The organism is Desertivirga arenae (assembly GCF_017355785.1).
GTDB lineage: Bacteria > Bacteroidota > Bacteroidia > Sphingobacteriales > Sphingobacteriaceae > Desertivirga > Desertivirga arenae.
Genome location: NZ_JAFEWE010000004.1, coordinates 361,543 through 379,915, shown reverse-complemented (window position 1 = coordinate 379,915; position 18,373 = coordinate 361,543). Strand labels below are relative to the sequence as shown.

17 protein-coding genes are annotated in these 18,373 nt (G+C 39.6%); 12 read left to right on the top strand and 5 right to left on the bottom strand.

Going from position 1 to position 18,373, the window contains the following annotated elements:
* Window positions 1-5 precede the first annotated feature (5 nt).
* Window positions 6-1,298, bottom strand: a complete 1,293-nt coding sequence (locus J4N24_RS11395) for an HAD-IB family phosphatase (protein ID WP_207533811.1) — start codon at window positions 1,296-1,298, stop codon at window positions 6-8.
* A gap of 60 nt (window positions 1,299-1,358) precedes the next feature.
* Window positions 1,359-2,330 (bottom strand): NAD-dependent epimerase/dehydratase family protein, encoded by a 972-nt coding sequence (locus tag J4N24_RS11390; RefSeq protein WP_207533810.1) that lies wholly within the window; start codon window positions 2,328-2,330, stop codon window positions 1,359-1,361.
* A 130-nt stretch (window positions 2,331-2,460) separates the two neighbouring features.
* Between J4N24_RS11390 and J4N24_RS11385 the strand changes: the two genes are divergently transcribed.
* Together J4N24_RS11385 and J4N24_RS11380 are read left to right on the top strand one after the other, a co-directional pair.
* Window positions 2,461-3,642: a formimidoylglutamase gene (locus tag J4N24_RS11385; protein WP_207533809.1), complete on the top strand. Its 1,182-nt coding sequence runs from the start codon at window positions 2,461-2,463 to the stop codon at window positions 3,640-3,642.
* Window positions 3,643-3,660: 18 nt separating this feature from the next.
* The gene (locus J4N24_RS11380; RefSeq protein ID WP_207533808.1) at window positions 3,661-4,794 is read left to right on the top strand and encodes a TlpA disulfide reductase family protein; all 1,134 of its coding nucleotides are present in this window, start codon (window positions 3,661-3,663) and stop codon (window positions 4,792-4,794) included.
* A gap of 76 nt (window positions 4,795-4,870) precedes the next feature.
* On the opposite strand, the gene purD is transcribed toward J4N24_RS11380, so the two are convergent.
* A complete protein-coding gene (gene purD / locus J4N24_RS11375; RefSeq protein ID WP_207533807.1) occupies window positions 4,871-6,145 on the bottom strand; it encodes a phosphoribosylamine--glycine ligase in 1,275 nt (424 codons plus the stop codon).
* A gap of 130 nt (window positions 6,146-6,275) precedes the next feature.
* Here purD and J4N24_RS11370 point away from each other — a divergent pair, with 130 nt between their 5' ends.
* Window positions 6,276-6,776, top strand: coding sequence for a hypothetical protein (locus J4N24_RS11370; RefSeq protein WP_207533806.1), 501 nt, complete (start codon window positions 6,276-6,278; stop codon window positions 6,774-6,776).
* Here J4N24_RS11370 and lipB read toward each other — a convergent pair whose 3' ends face one another.
* Window positions 6,777-7,478 (bottom strand): lipoyl(octanoyl) transferase LipB, encoded by a 702-nt coding sequence (gene lipB / locus J4N24_RS11365; protein ID WP_207533805.1) that lies wholly within the window; start codon window positions 7,476-7,478, stop codon window positions 6,777-6,779.
* A gap of 12 nt (window positions 7,479-7,490) precedes the next feature.
* On the bottom strand, window positions 7,491-8,147 hold the full coding sequence (locus tag J4N24_RS11360) for a 4'-phosphopantetheinyl transferase family protein (RefSeq protein ID WP_207533804.1): 657 nt from the start codon (window positions 8,145-8,147) through the stop codon (window positions 7,491-7,493).
* Between the two features lie 171 nt (window positions 8,148-8,318).
* On the opposite strand from J4N24_RS11360, the gene dcd reads away from it, so the two are divergent.
* From dcd to J4N24_RS11315, 9 genes are all read left to right on the top strand, one after another.
* Window positions 8,319-8,855 carry a dCTP deaminase gene (gene dcd, locus J4N24_RS11355; protein ID WP_207533803.1) on the top strand — a complete coding sequence of 179 codons (537 nt, stop codon included), beginning with the start codon at window positions 8,319-8,321 and terminating at the stop codon, window positions 8,853-8,855.
* A gap of 68 nt (window positions 8,856-8,923) precedes the next feature.
* The gene (locus tag J4N24_RS11350) at window positions 8,924-11,638 is read left to right on the top strand and encodes a TonB-dependent receptor plug domain-containing protein (protein ID WP_242691591.1); all 2,715 of its coding nucleotides are present in this window, start codon (window positions 8,924-8,926) and stop codon (window positions 11,636-11,638) included.
* A gap of 71 nt (window positions 11,639-11,709) precedes the next feature.
* The gene (locus tag J4N24_RS11345; RefSeq protein WP_207533802.1) at window positions 11,710-12,006 is read left to right on the top strand and encodes an ATP-dependent Clp protease adaptor ClpS; all 297 of its coding nucleotides are present in this window, start codon (window positions 11,710-11,712) and stop codon (window positions 12,004-12,006) included.
* 296 nt (window positions 12,007-12,302) lie between these two features.
* Window positions 12,303-13,571, top strand: coding sequence for a PQQ-dependent sugar dehydrogenase (locus J4N24_RS11340; protein ID WP_207533801.1), 1,269 nt, complete (start codon window positions 12,303-12,305; stop codon window positions 13,569-13,571).
* 2 nt (window positions 13,572-13,573) lie between these two features.
* Entirely contained in the window at window positions 13,574-14,014 is a 441-nt protein-coding gene (locus J4N24_RS11335; RefSeq protein WP_242691590.1) for a c-type cytochrome, read from the top strand.
* A 2-nt stretch (window positions 14,015-14,016) separates the two neighbouring features.
* Window positions 14,017-15,000 (top strand): aldo/keto reductase, encoded by a 984-nt coding sequence (locus J4N24_RS11330; RefSeq protein WP_207533800.1) that lies wholly within the window; start codon window positions 14,017-14,019, stop codon window positions 14,998-15,000.
* Window positions 15,001-15,271: 271 nt separating this feature from the next.
* Window positions 15,272-16,123, top strand: coding sequence for a UDP-2,3-diacylglucosamine diphosphatase (locus J4N24_RS11325; protein WP_207533799.1), 852 nt, complete (start codon window positions 15,272-15,274; stop codon window positions 16,121-16,123).
* Window positions 16,124-16,198: 75 nt separating this feature from the next.
* On the top strand, window positions 16,199-17,194 hold the full coding sequence (locus J4N24_RS11320; protein WP_207533798.1) for a glycosyltransferase family protein: 996 nt from the start codon (window positions 16,199-16,201) through the stop codon (window positions 17,192-17,194).
* Window positions 17,195-17,248: 54 nt separating this feature from the next.
* Window positions 17,249-18,229 carry a DUF6427 family protein gene (locus J4N24_RS11315; protein WP_207533797.1) on the top strand — a complete coding sequence of 327 codons (981 nt, stop codon included), beginning with the start codon at window positions 17,249-17,251 and terminating at the stop codon, window positions 18,227-18,229.
* Window positions 18,230-18,373: the final 144 nt, after the last annotated feature.

Sequence of the window (18,373 nt, the reverse complement as noted above, 5' to 3'; positions counted from 1 at the left end):
TACAATTAATACAGTACTCTAAACTTTATTGTGTGATCTATCTCCTTGAGTTCTTTTAAAACCTGGCTATCGTATTGCGCACTCACATCGGTAATAACATAACCGATCTGAGGATTCGTTCTTAGGAACTGCCCCAGAATGTTAATGTTGTGACGTGCATACACCTGGTTGATCTGAGCCATGATACCAGGAACGTTACTGTGGATATGGATCAAACGATGTGCATCCTTAACTTTAGGTAATTGGAGATTAGGGAAGTTTCCACTTAAGTGGGTATCGCCATTGTTTATGAAATCGGCCATTCGCTTTGGAATGAACTTGACGTTCCTTGGATTATTCTTATAATCATCAAATACCACAATCCCCATTTCCGTTGCAATATCATGAGATAACTGAAGACGGCTATTTCCAAGATAGCCCAGGGTTTTCAGCTTTACCGCTCTTTCCAGCACTGAATCCGGAACAGTTTCGCCATCTCCAAGTAGCAACATCCCTACATCAGCCACATACTTTTCTTCAAAGGTATCTTTATGTCTTATAGAGAATCCATCTTTTTTAAGAACGTTAATTGCCTCTTCAGGAACGTTTCCTACAATAAGACAGAGGATACGGTTCTTGGGATAAGAAATAGCACTGGGTAATTTATTCACATATAGAAACTCGTCAAAGCTAGGCGTGATATGATCTGCCTTTTCTGTTACGCTTTTACGTGATATATTTTCAGTGTAAGCATAAAACTTTTGGATAAGACCAGACTCCTTTAATTGAAAGTCGGAGTAACCGTCCCCAATACCATAGATATTTCCCTGAAGGTTCAGCTCGCGAAGCAACTTCACTTTACCACCCTCCATAGAAAGGGGATTCTCCTCATCATATCCGATAATATTACCATCCTCGTCGAATTGGAAAGTATTTGCGTAGATATTCTCTTGTTTGATGCCATATGGAAGAACTACAGGAGTTATAAATTCTTTAAAACCACCGGAAACAATAAGTACATCGTCAGCGTGCTTTTTGAAGAACGCGCGGTTACGTGAGAAAGATGCAGAAACCTTCTTCTTTAAACGGCTTACCAAAAGTTTCAAATGCTCCTGGTTAGCATGAAGAAGTTTTACCCTTCCTGATAAACTTTCGCGGAAGGACAAACGTCCCTCCATTGCAGCATTCGTTAAATCTTCAATTTCTTTATAAATCCTTTCGCTTTCAGGATGATCCTTTAAGGAAATACGCACTAGCTCATCCAATGCTTCAACTTGCGTAAAGGTGCTATCGAAGTCTATAATGTAAAAATTCTTCATTATGTTTATGGAACGGTTTGGTACCGAAATAAAATTTGCTGCAAATGTAACAATAGAATATTATCTATTTAATTTACTGGCAATTTCTTCTAGGGTTTTATTATAAGGTTTATAAGTAAAGTCAGGAAAAGCTTTCAGGATCTTCTTATTAGAATACTTTCTAACTTTGGTAGAACTACGTGCACTATCTCGGGTGAGAGAGTAATTCTTCCCAGTAAATAAAGATAGCAAGTTCGCACCTCTCCATGCTAGTTCAAGCATCCAGGGCTTTGCTTCTATAGATGGTGGCTTTACAGCCATACTTTTAGCCGCTTCTGTAAAAAGTTCTTTAGAAGTTACATTACAGGCATTAAGAATAAACCTTTCTCCCGAAATTTCACTATCCATTAGTCGGATCATTGCATTAGCCACATCTACCACGTCTACGATCCCTACCATATTATTGGTGTAAAATTTCAGGCCCCTTTTTATCATCTGAAATAGTTGTCCGGTTCCCTTTGTTCCCGCATTCTCACCCAGGATAAGCGATGGATTAACTATCACAGCATCTAAGCCTTCCGAAATTCCCCGCCAGACCTCCATTTCGCTTTCATATTTAGAGATGGAGTATCCATTTTGGGTACCGTCGAATTCCCATTGGGAGCTTTCTGTGATTACATCTTCTTTTTTGGGTGCGCCTAAAGCTGAAACCGAGCTGACATGAACAAGTTTCTCCACACCATGATCAAGAGCCAGGTTTACGATATGGGCGGTGCCTTCCTTGTTTATTTTTAATAATTGTTTTTTATAAGCAGGATCAAAAGAAACAAGAGCAGCACAATGATAAACCCTGGTAATTCCTTGAAAAGCCTCTTCCAGCGAGAAATAATCTACGATATCAGCAGTAACCCACTCAATTTCAGTATAAGGTTCTAAAATTTCAGGAATCCGGGAGGTGCTGCGTTTTAGGGCACGAACAGCTTTACCACTATTAACAAGTTGTTTAACTAATTCTGAACCCAGGAAACCTGTTGCGCCTGTTACCAGTATCATCCGGCGTAAAATTTGAAAATGCTTTCAAAAGTATTTAATAAAGTTGATATTTGAGCTATTAAGGGAGATGCTTGTAAGAGCCTGTGAAAATTCCCAATAAACTTAAAGTACTAATCCCCTAAAAAAACAGATGTCTTTAGCAGATTTTTTTTCACCTGTTGACGTGAATAAATTTAGTCCGGAAAACTTTTTTTCCGGTCAGTTGGGCAGTAAGGTGGAAATTTTCTCAAATGAATTCCCTGATTTAGAGGGAGAGAAATTTGACATTGCAATAATTGGCGTTTTAGAAGACAGAAATGCTATAAATAATCGGGGGACCGGCCTATCTCCAGACTATATTCGTGAAAAGCTATATAGTCTCTACGAAGGCCCTTACTCGACCCGCATAGTAGATCTTGGGAACATAAAGGCCGGACACAGCATTACAGATACTTATATTGCCTTAAAAACTTCGGTATCTGAGCTAATTAAAAAAGATATTCTTCCCATCATAATAGGAGGTGGACAGGATTTAACCTATGCTCAATATATAGCATATGAAGATCTTGAGCAGAAAGTCGACCTGGTGGTTATAGACCCCAAGTTCGACCTGGACGACTCTGTAGAGTCGGAAAGCCTTGAGACAAAATCAAGTGCATATCTTAACAAGATCTTCCTCCACCAACCGAACTTCCTGTTTAATTTTAGCAACATAGGTTACCAAACTTATTTTGTTAACCAGGAGAGCTTAAGGGTAATGGAAAAGTTGCTTTTTGACGTACACCGTTTGGGAGAGTTTGTAGGAAATATGCCATTAGCGGAACCTATAATCAGAAATGCTAGCTTAATTAGTTTTGACATTTCTGCTATTCGAGCATCAGATGCTCCGGCAAATGCCAATGCCACTCCAAATGGATTCTACGGTGAGGATGCGTGTCAGATCTGCCGGTATGCGGGAATGAGCGATAAACTAAGCTCTATTGGATTTTATGAATTTAATCCTGCATATGACAAGAATGGACAAACAGCTATGCTGCTGGGGCAAATGCTATGGTATTTCATTGATGGCTTCTATCATCGCAAAAAAGACTTTCCTCTCCAACCAAAATCGCAATACTTAATCTACAGAGCCTCTCTGAAAGACAACAGTCATGAGTTGGTTTTCGTAAAAAGTAAAAAATCCGACCGGTGGTGGATGCAAGTACCCTACCCTACCGGAGTTTCAGGAAACGAACGGTATCATTTAGTACCCTGCCAGTACGAAGATTACCAAATTGCCGTTTCAGGAGAGATGCCAGACTTATGGTGGCGAACCTACCAGAAGCTGGTTTAATTAATAATTCTATTTAAAATGAAGAAACTCATCTTTACACTGTTGCTTAGTCCGCTTTTTTTGCAGGCCCAGCAGAACTTTAAAATACAGGGAAAGATTGCAAACATCGGTTCTCCTGCCAAGGTTTTTCTTACTTATAGTAAGGAAGGGGCGCAAGTAGCAGACTCTGCTCTTTTAAAGGACGGAGCCTTTTCATTTTCGGGAACCACTGATCTAATTACCTATGCTACACTCGTTCTGGATTATAAAGGTGTTGGCATTGGAAATCTTAACCGAAAAACAAAAATAGATGTGCTACCTGTCTACCTTGTTGAAGGAACTACAGTATTAAAAAGCGCAGATTCTCTATCCAAGGCTGTTGCTACAGGTACTCGAATAAATGAAGATGGGCAACGGTATTCAAAATTGCTGAAATCAGTTAACGAAAAAATCGTGGAACTGAACCGTGAGTACGAAAATGCAGCGCCTGAAAAAAAAACATCCGAAGAATTTCTCCAGGGCTTGCAATCGCGCTATGATGGTTATCAACAGGAACGTGCTGAAATAAATAAAAAATTCATCAAAGAGAATCCCGACAGCTTTATAAGCTTTATGGCCCTCTATACCATCGCCGGACAAAGCCCTGAAGGACCTGAAGTAGAAGCTATTTTCAATTCGCTTTCGCCTTCTATTAGAGAGAGCCGTGAAGCAGCGGCTTTTAAAAAGGCGCTTGATAATAGCAAACGAACTTCCATCGGTGCTATGGCAATAGATTTTACTCAGGCTGATCCTCAGGGAAAGCTTGTTAAACTTTCCGGTTTCAGAGGAAAATACGTATTACTTGATTTCTGGGCTTCATGGTGTGGACCTTGTCGTCAGGAGAATCCAAACGTGGTAAAGGCTTTTAACACCTATAAGGATAAGAATTTTACCATCCTTAGCGTTTCGTTAGACAGGGAAAATGGAAAAGAAGCCTGGCTAAGAGCAATAGACAATGATAAGCTTACCTGGACGCACGTATCTGATCTAAAATTCTGGAATAATGAGGCTGCTGTTAAATATGGCATCCGCTCAATCCCTCAAAATTTCCTGATAGACCCAAGTGGAAAAATAATAGCTAAGAACCTTCGGGGAGAAGAACTACAAAGCTTTTTGTCAGATCTTTTTAAATAAAGACGACTCAGTGACTGCATATAAGAAAGGGGCAAGCGATGAAACGCTTGCCCCTTTCTTTTTAACTAAAAGGCTCTTATAGCAAATCGAACCCAATATCTGTCCTGAAGTAGCGGCCATCCCAGTAGATCCTTCCAGCATCAGTAACTGCTTGTTGTACCGCATCAAACATGGTATCACTGAGTGCAGTAACTGCCAATACACGCCCGCCTGCTGTTTTAACCATCCCATCTTCCAAAATAGTACCTGCATGAAAGACACTGGAGCCTCTCACATTTTCAGTTCCGGTAATTACTTTACCCTTTAAATATTCTCCTGGATAACCACTTGCCACCAGCATAACCGTTGCTGCAGTTTTAGATGAAACTATTAGTTCCTTTTCCTCAAGATTTCCGTTCGCCACGCCCAAAAGCAGATCTACGAAATCACTTTCAATTCTAGGCATAACACTTTCCGTTTCCGGATCGCCCATTCTAACGTTATATTCAATTACAAATGGTTCTCCTCCGCAATTCATCAAACCGATAAAGATGAATCCCTGGTAAGGAATAAGGTCCATTTTTAGCCCGTGAACGGTAGGTTTGATGATCTGATCCTCCACCTTCTTCATAAACTCAGCATCGGCAAAAGGCACAGGAGAAATAGATCCCATTCCTCCGGTATTTAAACCTGTATCACCTTCTCCTATCCTTTTATAATCTTTTGCCTCAGGTAATATTTTATAAGACTTACCATCGGTCAAAACAAATACTGAAAGTTCAATTCCTGACAGGAACTGTTCGATCACAACACTGCTGCTTGCTTCGCCGAACTTCGCATCCTGTAACATAGCAACTAATTCAGTTTGCGCTTCCTCTATCGTCTGACATATCAAGACCCCTTTACCTGCAGCCAAACCATCTGCCTTTAGTACTACAGGGAGCGGATGCGTTTCAAGGTAAGAAAGTCCATCCGAAAGGCTTGCCTTGGTGAAAGTAGCAGATGCTGCGGTAGGAATGTTATGGCGGCGCATAAAGGCTTTAGAGAAGTTTTTACTTCCCTCCAATCTGGCACCTTCCTCACGTGGCCCAACAACAGGGATGGTCCTTAATTCGTCATCAGCAAGAAAAAAGTCGTGAATGCCTTTTACTAGTGGTTCCTCAGGCCCCACAAGTACCAGCTGAATGGAGTTTTTCAGCACAAAGTCTTTGATTGCCTTAAAATCGGTAACCTTGATATTTACGTTCTTTCCGTAAGCCCCTGTTCCTGCATTTCCCGGCGCTATGTATAACTGACCAAGTAAAGGACTCTGAGAAATCTTCCAGGCAAAAGCACTTTCTCTTCCGCCAGAACCAAGTAAAAGAATATTCATGGCTGCAAAGATAGAATTATGTTCTTGCTGTTCAATGCTTATAATGAATAGTTAGGCAGGAGAAGCTTTGTTATCCATCAACTTAAATCATTCGGGTTTTATCAAAAGATACTTATATTGTTTGCCAAAGATGGATGAAATCAAGAATTTGCCAGTCTATAAAAAAGCAAAGGAACTGCTCACCCTGGCAGAACATATTGCTGAATACCTGAAAGAGAACGAACAACGAAGGGATCTGCAAGGTCAGATAGTAGGTAATGCTATGCTGATAGTAGTTAAAATTTCAGGAGCGGAAGCATCAGAACTTTACTCTCTTAAAATGGAAAACGCTATTCGAATTAAATTTGCAGTGAGAGAAATGTTTGAAGCTGTTTTATTTGCACGACTCCTAAAAATAAATCATAATGACTATGTGCAGCTTGTTAGGAATTGTGTAGAGGAGTTTCGTTTGGAATTTATAAAGTGGATCAGAACCTTCAATAGCACAAATGATTATAAAGATGACTGGGGTATCCGCTTTCTAGTTGATCCAAAGGATAACTTTGAGGTTAAGATGGTCCAGACAGAAGTAAGGGATATTGACTCTGACGATTGGGGCGGTGTAGATTGGGATTTTGACGACGAAGATTGATTATAGTAATGTCATTCCAAACAAGCCTGCAATTTTACTTTTCAAAACCACTTTTACCTCTTCAATATCCATTTTTCTACCTAGCTCCCTTTCCATTGAAGTTACGTCCTTATCATCTATCCCGCAGGGCACTATATTTTTGAAGTATGCCAAGTCTGCATTGACATTAAATGCAAAGCCATGCATAGTTACCCAGCGACTGCATCTTACTCCCATTGCGCAAATCTTTCTTGCTTTGTCATTATCTGCGTCAAGCCAGACACCGGTATAGCCTTCATACCTTCCTGACTCAATCCCGTAATGTGCCAATGTTTGTATAATAGCTTCCTCAAGAGTTCGCAAGTAGAGGTGGATATCAGTAAAGAAGTTTTCTAAATCTAGTATAGGATATCCAACGATCTGACCAGGACCATGGTAAGTAATATCGCCGCCACGATTGATCTTATAATAAGTGGCCTGCTTATCTTCCAAGCCATGTTCATCCATTAGCAAATTTTCAGGCTTTCCGCTTTTACCTAAAGTATAAACATGCGGATGTTCTACGAAGAATAGATAATTATGTGTGGGGGTATGCACTCCGCTTACACGATTTTCTGTCTTCTGATTAACTATTGAGCTTAATACCTCTTCCTGCTTATCCCAGGCTTCTTTATAGTCAATAACGCCCCAGTCCTGAAAAAAAACCTTCTTATTTTGTTCCACTTCATTCAATTATTAAGAAACCAGCTCTTTACAACCGGTAACATAACCAATCATGTAATCCTTAAAAGCCTCGTAATGTACGTCGAAGCTTCTGCATTCCTGATCTGCCTCCAGTATAGCAGTTAAACTTCCCTCCTCCTGACACTCAAATTGCTGGAGGCGAATATTGTCTCTGAATGAAACTGTTTTCTTACCCTGTAACTTATAGACAGCTTCTTTTGCACACCAGCAGATGTAAAGATGTTCTATTCTTTTTTCAGGATCTATAAAATTAAGCTCCTCGTTTACCAGGAACTTGCCAGCTACACGTTCAATTTTGGTTTTAACTAATTCTATGTCAATGCCTACTGGCTTGTCTTCGCTGATAATTACTGCTGCATAGTCAAATGAGTGACTTAATGATATATGATGGGGAAAGTTAACAAGATAAGGTTTGCCATGTTCATCGACCTGGCAATCTATATACTTCCCGGTATTTAGCATTTTGCGAAGCAACACCCTGGTGCTTAGCCAATGTAAGTTCCTCTTACCATTATTAAGAGTTTCAATATAAGCTTTCTCGTCTTCTTTCAGTTGAAGTTGAGAATAGAGCTCCTCGGCACTTTCTTCTATCTTCCACACCCCAAATGCCGAAGTGCCGTCTAAATGCTTGTAGTAAGCAAGGGCCATATTTAATAATTTTTAATATTAAAGGCTTCAGAATAAACTAGCTAAATCCCTTTTCTGTTTCCGGAAAAACTTTTGCAAAAATACGCTTTTAGGCCGGAAATTCCTTCCTCATCCTCTCCATACATTCCTTCTGAAAAAAATACGTAGTTTTATCCCAAACCTTCAGTTGTTATGATTCTTTCAGATAAGCTTATTTTAGAAGAAATAGAAAAGGGAAATATCATTATTGAGCCATTTAAAAGGGAATGTTTAGGCACCAATTCTTATGATGTTCATTTGGGAAAATATCTTGCTACTTATAAAAACAGAGTACTGGATGCAAAGCAACATAACGAAATCGATCATTTCGAAATTCCAAAAAGCGGATTTGTTCTTCAGCCCGGAACACTATACCTGGGGGTGACTATGGAATATACTGAAACTCATAAACATGTTCCATTTCTGGAAGGAAAATCCAGTACCGGCCGCTTGGGAATAGACATTCATGCTACGGCAGGTAAAGGTGATGTAGGCTTTTGTAATACGTGGACGTTAGAGATTTCGGTAGCTCAACCAGTGAGGGTATACGCAGGAATGCCAATCGGGCAGCTCATCTACTTTGACGTTGCAGGGGAAATTGAAATATTTTATAATTCGAAAGGTAACGCCAAATACAATAATAAAACCACTCGTCCGGTGGAAAGCATGATGTGGAAAAACTCTTTTTAATATAGAAAGTTTAATCTAATAAGAGCCTCAATTTTAGTAAATTGAGGCTCTTGTAATTTATAAGCCTCATGAACCTTCGAAATATAATGTGCCTGATCGGTTTACTTATCAGCACCTGTTTTTGCTTCAGCTTTATTCATAAAGAGGACGACCCGCTAAAAAACCTCCTTGCGAAACTGTCGAAATATAACGCAGAAAATGTAGTTGAAAAGGTGCATTTGCATACAGATAGGCCATATTACGCTATCGGAGATACTATTTGGTTTAAAGCCTATGTAGTGATTGGAGAAAAAAACCAGCTCTCGGCTCTCAGCAAATTTTTATATGTAGACCTTATTAACGAGAAGGACTCTGTAAAAAAGTCGTTAAGATTACTCCTGAACAATGGTATGAGCAAAGGGGATATAGTTCTGGGAGACTCGTTGACGGAAGGTAATTACAGGTTAAGAGCATACACCACCTGGATGAGAAACCAGGGAGAATCTTTTTTCTTTGACAAAACCTTCGCTGTAGGTAATGTGCTGACGAATCAAATTATAAGTACAGTAAACTATAGCTTTTCAAAAGTAGGTGTACGGGAAAATGTAGTGGCAGACCTTCAATATAAAGATATCAATGGTAGACCAATTGCTAATAAAGAAGTAACTTATTCAGTTCAACTTGATTTCAGGAATATTGCCAGTGGGAAAGGTATGACAAATGCAGAGGGATCACTTCAAATCAAATTCACTAATGCCCAACCCTTTGTATTAAAAGCAGGAAGGATTAGTACAACGGTAAAACTGGATACTAAGACTGCAGTAAATAAAACCTTTCCGGTAAAAAGCACTTCGTCGGAAAGCGATGTTCAGTTCTTTCCCGAGGGTGGAACTTTAGTTAATGGTATTAGAACCCGCGTTGGATTTAAAGCCCTGGGTTCAGACGGACTTAGCCGGGAAATTAGCGGTTACATTAGCGATAATAACAACAATCGTATCACTGACTTTAAATCGGAGTATGCAGGCATGGGTTCATTTCTCCTTTTACCGATAAAAGGTTCATCCTATAAAGCATTTGTAAAATTTGCTGACGGATCGGAAAAACAGGTCGACCTGCCGAAGGCTGGGAATGAAGGATATGTCCTTTCAGTTAACAATAGTAATGCGGATAACCTTTTTGTTAAAGTTACAGCCAGCGAAAATTTGTTAAACAAGGGCGATCTTACCTTAATTGCCACAAACAATGGAGTGGTCCAATATGTGTCAAAGAACAGGGTTGAGAACTCAGTTTTTTCAGGAACTATTCCTAAAAACCGTTTCCAAAGAGGAATTCTTCAGCTTACTTTATTCTCATCAGATTACCAGCCTGTGGCAGAAAGATTAGTCTTTATTAACAAAAATGATCTTGCATTAAGTATAAAGACGGATAAGGCGAGCTATGGAAAAAGACAAAAAGTAACTGTAGATCTGGCCACCTTAGACTCTGGTAAAGCTGCAAGAGCAGCCCTTTCCATAGCAGTGATCAACGAAAGCACAGTACCTTTTGATGATATAAATGAAACTAGCATTCTTTCAAATCTGCTTTTAACTTCAGATTTAAAAGGTTATATCGAAAAACCCAACTACTATTTTACAGAGCCTCTGAGTTCACAGAAAGTTGGACATTTGGATAATCTAATGCTTACTCAAGGCTGGCGAAGATATTCCTGGAAGAGTATTGTCAACAATTCGTATCCTAACCTTACTTATAGCCCGGAAAGAAATATAACATTAAGTGGCAGGGTAGTAAACGCAAATGGTAGTCCTGTAATTGGGGGAAATGTTATTCTTTTACCAGCAAAAGGCAAGGTTGCTATTACAGATACCATTACAGACAAAGAGGGACGGTTCACCTTTCCGGGATTAAGCTTTAACGACAGTACAACTTTTGTCCTGCAAGCAAGAAATACCAAAGGGAAAAAAAATGTTTATATTGAAATTGATGCACTACCTGGAGAGTTAGTTTCAAAAAACAGAAATGCAGCGAGTCTGGAAGTTAATGTGAACCAGAGCCTCATCGGATACCTTAAAAAAAGGAGCGATGATTTTGAGGAGATGAGAAAGAATGGTTTGCTAAGAAAAAGTATAATGCTGGCAGAAGTAAAGGTTGCTGAAAAAAAGCCGGTACTAACTAATTCAAGTAATCTGAATGGCGCCGGTAATGCTGATGCAATAATTAAAGCTGACAAATTAATAAACTGCCTTAACCTGGCCCAATGCCTGCAAGGGATGGTAGCAGGAATCATTGTACAAAACGGCATTGCCTATTCTACCCGAAGTATGTACAGCTCTTTCTCTGGCCTGGTCCCTATGCAATTAATAATTGACGGAATGTATGTAGACCCCACTTACCTGTCTATAATTGCACCTCAGGATGTAGAAAGTATAGAAGTTTTAAAAAGCGCAGGAAATGTTGCCATCTATGGAATTCGTGGCGGAGGAGGAGTGTTGATTATTAATACGAAGCGAGGGGAACGAAATTTATCCTACAGAAGACTATCTCCCGGGATTGCGTCCTTTAAACCTCAGGGGATTTTTTCATCCCGGGAATTTTATTCACCTATGTACGCAACTCCGACAGCAGAACAACTAATAGACCGTAGAAATACGATTTACTGGAACCCTGATGTTATTACCAACGAAGATGGAAAAACGTCCTTAAGCTTTTACACGGCAGATGAACCGGGAACCTATAAAGTAGTAGTGGAAGGATTGGATGCAAAAGGCTCTTTAGTAAGGAAAATAGTAAGATTTATCGTTTTGTAATTCTCCTACTTATTATGGAGCCCTAAAAAGAAGGTTTACTGTTCATTCTTTTTTGCTTAATTTTGCGCCTTATGAATATTCGTTTGGCTGATACTGATACACAGGTAGAAACTTTTACTCTTGAAGAAGTTTTAGCAGGATTAAAAGTTAATCATCGTCTAATTCTTTGGAATGACGAAATCAATACCTTCGATCATGTTATTTATTGCCTAACTAAATATCTGGATTACTCAGATCCGCAAGCTGAAAAAATAGCATGGACGGTCCATACAAAAGGTAAGTGTGAGGTACTGGAAGGCTCATTTACTGAGTTGGAGGTGTACCGCAAAATTCTTCAGCAAGAAGGATTAACGGTAAGTATAGATTAAAAAAGCATTGATAGACCAGATCAATTTACAAAAACGGAACCAGTTCTGATACTACGATTATTCCTACTAAAGCTTTATCTTTTAGCTTCCGAAAAATCGATTACATTTGCATTTGAAAAGGCAGCATTTGTTGCAGGGGGATCCACTTCCTCTATCCTTATGCAACCTGACACACACCAATTATAAAGATTTTGCTACTTAGCAAACAATCGGGAGGATTAGGGAATTGATTAATCAAATTTCCCCTGACCACCTCGAATTGTAGGTTAGTAAAAACTATAAATATTTCAAACACGATGAAAAACAATCACACTCGTTTGAAGATTGCGACACTCAGCCTTGCTCTGCTTTGTTCCATTACAAAGGCTCAAACAAATAAGAAAGCAGAACAATTCAAATTACCCCAAGGATTTAATATTTCTGTTGCCGCAGATGATGTTGGCAGAGCCCGCCATATGGCAATTACTACAGACGGGGCAATTTATGTGAAACTGGCACGACCGGTAGATGGTAAGGGAATAATTTTACTTGAAGACAAAGACGGCGATGGCAAATTCAACCAAAGCTCCGGATTTGGGAATTACGGAGGCACTGGGCTGTACATTAAAGATAATTACCTGTATGCTTCCTCGAACAGTGAAGTTTTCAGATACAAATTGGATAAAGATCAGCGTGTCGTTGATCCGTCAAAGCCGGAGAAAATTGTTACTGGATTAATTGATCGCCGGCAGCATGAAACCAAGTCAATTACTTTGGATAATAATGGAAACCTGTATGTGAATATTGGAGCTTACTCTAATTCATGTCAGGAAGCCGATCGAAGAGCAGGATCGCCAGGACGGCCTGATTGTCCAATCCTGGATTCAGCAGGAGGGATATGGAGGTTTAAAATAGATCAGCTAAACCAGAGCTATAACAACGGATCACGTTTTGCCACAGGCTTAAGAAATGTGGTAGGCTTGGACTGGAATCAACAAGACAACTCACTCTACGTAATGCAGCATGGAAGGGATCAGCTGGATATGTTTTCCCAATTCTTCAATAGCAAGCAGTCGGCAGAATTGCCAGCGGAGTGCATGTACAAGTTAAAAGAAGGTGACAATGCAGGCTGGCCTTACATGTACTATGATCCCTTTAAGAAGAAAAAAATGCTTGCTCCTGAATATGGGGGCGACGGAACAAAGGAAGCTAACAATAAGTTCATTGACCCTGTCGTTGCTTTCCCGGCGCATCTTGCACCCAATGGTCTTTTGTTCTATACAGGTAGCCAGTTCCCGGAAAGATATAAAAACGGAGCATTTGTTGCCTTTCATGGTTCATGGAACCGTGCTCCTCAGCCACAGGAGGGATACTTTGTAGCTTTTGTTCCCTTTGCAAACGGGAAACCTTCTGGGGAATGGGAAATTTTCGCGAACGGCTTTGCAGGTGTGAGCGTGGTTAACAGTCCGCGTGAGGCCGTACATAGACCCTGCGGGTTAGCATTAGGGAAAGATGGTTCTCTCTATGTTTCTGACGATACGAAGGGGACCATTTTCAGAATTACTTACAATAAAAACTCGAAATAAACTTGAAAAAAATACTTTACTCAGGTCTGCTTTTCATTGCTTTTTTTGCCTTGAAGACAGTTACTGCTCAAACAAAAAAACCTCTGGCCAAGCCTAGTGCAACAACCAACATTAACGCATCTATTCAAAGAGGTAAAGCTGTATATGCTACACTTTGTGTTGCCTGTCATCAAGTTGATGGAGGTGGAGTACCAAATTTGAATCCACCCCTAATCAAAACATCTTATGTATTGGGCGACAAAAAACGCTTAATAAACATTTTATTAAATGGAATGCAAGGTGTAGACATAGATGGAGAAACTTATTCTAATGTAATGCCACCAGTCTCTCAATTTTCAAATCAGCAAATTGCCGACGTGTTAACTTATGTTAGAAATAGCTTTGGCAATAAGGCAAGTGCAGTTACTTTAACTGAAGTTAATTCTTTAAGACCTAAAAAATAGTTATGAGATATAGAAAATTCAAAGATATAGAGATATCGGAAATTGGTTTAGGCACCTGGCAGCTGGGCAGTGCTGATTGGGGACAGATATCAGATGAAGATGCTTTTAAGATATTAAACAGCTTTATAAATGCAGGGGGAAATTTCATTGACACGGCAGATGTATATGGGATGGGAATCAGCGAAAGCATTATCGGTCGTTTTTTAAAAACAACGGATAAAAAGCTATTTGTCGCGACCAAGTTGGGACGTCGAGGTGACGAAAGTAACGGATGGCCCCAAAACTTCAGCTACGACTCCATGAGGAAACATGTAGAATCCTCTCTTAAAAACCTTGATGTGCAGTCACTCTTCCTGGAACAACTGCATTGTATCCCCCAGGAAGAATTAGCATCGGGGAAAGTGTTTGATCATTTACGCCGGCTTCAGGAAGAGAAACTTATCCAGAACTGGGGAGTAAGTGTTGAAACGGCCGAAGAAGCATTATTATGCCTTGAGCAGGAAGGCTTGGCTTCCATTCAAATCATTTTCAATATTTTTCGTCAACACTATGCGGAAGAGTTTTTTGCAAAAGCTAAAGCAAAAGATGTCGCTCTAATTGTAAGGGTACCTCTTGCAAGCGGACTTCTTTCAGGGAAGTATAACGAAAGCACTCAGTTTGCGGCGAACGATCATAGGAATTACAATGCAAATGGAGATTCCTTTAACGTAGGAGAAACCTTTTCAGGAGTTGAGTTTCAAACCGGTGTGAAACTTGCACAAAAAATAGCAGGAATGCTTCCTGATGAAAGAACTGCTCAATGGGCTTTGCGGTGGATATTGGACCACCCGGAAGTAACCACAGTTATTCCCGGAGCGACAAAGGTTTCACAGGTTGAAAGCAATGTAGCTTCATCTGATCTGCCTTCCCTGCCTCAGGAAATGCATGAACAGCTAAAGGATCTGTACCAGAAAAATATCAGAAGTTCAATAAGAGGCAGGTTCTAGGAATTGTACCGCTCATAAGTGAATAAAGCAGTACCTGATACTACTTTATTCACTTATTTACCTGCACCTAACTTATCATTAATATATTCCTTACTGCAGCTTAACTTTCTGCTAATCATCCTTATGTAGCTTAGCCTCCAGAATGGCAAACCACGATTTAATTTGTTATGGCATCTTGCTCCTGCTATTGACCTTACTCATCATTGTGCTGAACCATTTTGAATTAATCTTTACAGATGAAGAAGATTAAGGCTTCTACAAATACGGTTAAATGGCTAAGAGAGAAATAGAGGTTGTAGTAATATCGGATGTGCATCTTGGCACTTACGGCTGTCATGCAAAGGAATTGTTAAAGTATCTGAAAAGCATCAACCCAAAAACGGTAATCTTAAACGGAGACATTATTGACATCTGGCAATTCAGTAAAAATTACTGGCCTGAGGCACATATGAAAGTAGTGCGAAAAATCATGAAATTCATAGCTGATGGAACCCCTGTTTACTATCTTACCGGAAACCATGATGAGATGCTGAGGAAGTTTACAGATATCTCCTTTGGAAGCTTTCATCTAGCCAATAAACTGATACTAAACCTGGGCGATCAAAAAGCATGGATCTTCCATGGTGATGTTTTCGATGTAACAATGCAACATTCAAAATGGCTGGCTAAATTAGGCGCCATTGGTTACGATACCCTGATCCACTTAAACAGCTTTGTAAACTGGGTACTTACTCGTCTAGGGAAAGAGAAAATGAGTTTCTCTAAAAAGATAAAGGCAAAATTCAAGGATGCTGTAAAGTTCATAAATGATTTTGAGAACACGGCAGCAGAACTAGCCATTGATAAAGGCTACAATTACGTAATTTGTGGCCATATTCATCAGGCAGAGATAAGAGAAATAGGTACTGAAAACGGGAAAACATTATACCTCAATTCGGGAGATTGGGTGGAGAGCTTAACTGCACTTGAATATCAAAACAATGCGTGGACCATTTATAAATATTCCTCCGAGCAGTTTTTGGAAGACAAAAATGAAGACGAAACCCGGCAGGAAAACGAAGAAATGCAGGATAAATTGGATGTAAAGCGTTTACTTGAACAATTAAAAACGGAATCGTTTTAGTATAATATCTCCTGATTCTATATTTTCGCTAAATAGCGTTCACGTAACAGGAACCGATTAAATGTAAGGAACAGAATGCGGATATTATTTGCAGTGCAAGGTACTGGCAATGGGCACATCAGCAGGGCCAGGGAAATTATCCCGGCGTTGAAGAGCTTTGGCCATGTAGACATCTTGATTAGCGGAACACAGGCAGACGTATTGCCAAATGCTCCCCTGCAATTCCGTTTTCATGGTTTTAGTTTCGTCTTTGGAAGAAAAGGTGGCGTTGACTATTGGAAGACCTACCGAGCAATGAATCTCCCTCGTCTATGGAAAGATATTCGCTCACTTCCTTTGAAGAACTATGACCTTATCATCAACGATTTTGAGCCTGTAACAGCCTGGGCATGCAAAATTCAGGGACGACCAAGTGTGGCTTTAAGTCACCAGGCAGCATTTCTATCCCAAAAAACACCCCGCCCTTCTGATAGCTTCCACTGGGCTGAAACTTTGTTCAAACACTATGCTCCCACTACTCATAAGATTGGATTTCATTTTGACAAATACGATGATTTTATTCATACCCCAGTTATCAGGAGTGAAATCAGGAATCAGGAGATCAGAAACTTTGGACATATTACCGTATACCTACCCGCTTACCACGATAGGTATCTGGTAGATTACTTAAAAAAGATCCCTGAAGTAAGATGGGAAATTTTCTCAAAACATTCTAAACAGATCTACACCGATAAAAACATTTTTGTTCAGCCCATTAATAATCAAAACTATAACCGGAGTCTGGCATGTTCAGCGGGTCTGCTTACTGGTGGAGGATTTGAAAGCCCATCCGAAGCACTTTTCCTTGGAAAAAAAGTAATGGTGATTCCTATGAAAAACCAGTACGAACAGCTTTGTAACGCTGCTGCTGCGAAAGATTTAGGTGTTCCCGTAATCTATCAACTTAAGGAAAGCAATATCCCTACCCTAAAACATTGGCTTACTACAGATAATTTTATTAAGGTTAGCTATCCTGATGAGACGCGTGGTATTGTAGAAAAAGTTATTAAAGATTACAGTTCTAAATCCTGATCAATATTTTGCTTGTTTTAAGTAATATTGCACGGCAATAGAAAGCAGCAAAGGATGATAGATTTTTTTAGAAGACTTAACCCCGTCAGCCTCTTAATAATCATTATTATCGCTGCCTTTCTAAGGGTAGGTGTACTTCTTCAATTACCCGAACATCTGGAGTTCACGTTATTGGAGACCTATGCAGGCACACTGCTCTCTATTCCCTCCGGAGAGTTATTTAGTCCATCTGCAAATCTTTTTTTCGCAACGATTATTACGATTAGTCAGGCTGTCATTTTCAACAGGATTGTTAATAATTATAACTTACTGGGTAAACCATCTTTTCTTCCCGGCCTGATGTACGTCACAGTTTCCAGTTTACTGGTTCCTTTCGTTGTTCTAAGTCCCGCGCTCTTATGCAATTTCCTGATGCTTTGGCTATTTAGCAAGTTCCTTGTTATTTATAGAAAGGAAGAGGCACGATCTGTTATGTATGATTCGGGAATGATCATCGGATTGGGGACCCTTATTTACTTTCCCTTTATTGGTATGATACCAATGCTATGGATAGCATTGATTATTTTCAGGCCGTTTGAATGGAGAGAATGGGCCTCGGGAATCATTGGATTTTTCACGATATATTTCTTCCTGGCTGCGGCCTATTATCTGAACGACTCTTTTCAACAATTTGCCCAGCTTAAAGTCCCGCTGGCCGCGGCATTCCCTTCTCTGTTTAAGCTGAATATATATGACTATATAGTACTTGCACCAGTATTAGTAGTTCTGGTTTTGAGCGTATATACGCTGCAAACTAAGCTTAACAGAAGTAGCGTTCACATTAGAAAGTCTTACCTGATAGTTTTTATTCAGGCCATTTTTAGTATTCTCTCCTTCTATATAAAATCCGAGTACCATGCCTACCATTTTATATTAACTGTAGCACCCATATCACTTTTCATGGCTCATTATTTTATGTATGCCGGGAAGCGATGGTTATATGAAAGTATGTATCTGATCCTGTTAGGTTTTATTATTTACTTTCAATTTGTGTAGAAAAATTTTTTACCTCTAGGAAATTATAGCTTAACCTTTTTTAACAAATTAAAAGCTTTGCTCAAACGAGTTTTTGATAATTTTGTAAAGCGGTCTGTAATATCCAAACTTAAAAAGTGAATACTAATTTACTGCAGTAAGAAA

Bases quoted from the DNA above. Each gene is read 5' to 3' on its own strand.
- J4N24_RS11345 (WP_207533802.1), top strand. From the start codon at position 11,710: ATGAATATTCGTTTGGCTGATACTGATACACAGGTAGAAACTTTTACT.
- J4N24_RS11315 (WP_207533797.1), top strand. From the start codon at position 17,249: ATGATAGATTTTTTTAGAAGACTTAACCCCGTCAGCCTCTTAATAATC.
- J4N24_RS11380 (WP_207533808.1), top strand. From the start codon at position 3,661: ATGAAGAAACTCATCTTTACACTGTTGCTTAGTCCGCTTTTTTTGCAG.
- purD (WP_207533807.1), bottom strand. From the start codon at position 6,145: ATGAATATTCTTTTACTTGGTTCTGGCGGAAGAGAAAGTGCTTTTGCC.
- J4N24_RS11340 (WP_207533801.1), top strand. From the start codon at position 12,303: ATGAAAAACAATCACACTCGTTTGAAGATTGCGACACTCAGCCTTGCT.
- J4N24_RS11385 (WP_207533809.1), top strand. From the start codon at position 2,461: ATGTCTTTAGCAGATTTTTTTTCACCTGTTGACGTGAATAAATTTAGT.
- J4N24_RS11370 (WP_207533806.1), top strand. From the start codon at position 6,276: ATGGATGAAATCAAGAATTTGCCAGTCTATAAAAAAGCAAAGGAACTG.
- J4N24_RS11320 (WP_207533798.1), top strand. From the start codon at position 16,199: ATGCGGATATTATTTGCAGTGCAAGGTACTGGCAATGGGCACATCAGC.
- J4N24_RS11360 (WP_207533804.1), bottom strand. From the start codon at position 8,147: ATGGCCCTTGCTTACTACAAGCATTTAGACGGCACTTCGGCATTTGGG.
- J4N24_RS11350 (WP_242691591.1), top strand. From the start codon at position 8,924: ATGAACCTTCGAAATATAATGTGCCTGATCGGTTTACTTATCAGCACC.
- J4N24_RS11395 (WP_207533811.1), bottom strand. From the start codon at position 1,298: ATGAAGAATTTTTACATTATAGACTTCGATAGCACCTTTACGCAAGTT.
- dcd (WP_207533803.1), top strand. From the start codon at position 8,319: ATGATTCTTTCAGATAAGCTTATTTTAGAAGAAATAGAAAAGGGAAAT.
- J4N24_RS11325 (WP_207533799.1), top strand. From the start codon at position 15,272: ATGGCTAAGAGAGAAATAGAGGTTGTAGTAATATCGGATGTGCATCTT.
- J4N24_RS11330 (WP_207533800.1), top strand. From the start codon at position 14,017: ATGAGATATAGAAAATTCAAAGATATAGAGATATCGGAAATTGGTTTA.
- J4N24_RS11390 (WP_207533810.1), bottom strand. From the start codon at position 2,330: ATGATACTGGTAACAGGCGCAACAGGTTTCCTGGGTTCAGAATTAGTT.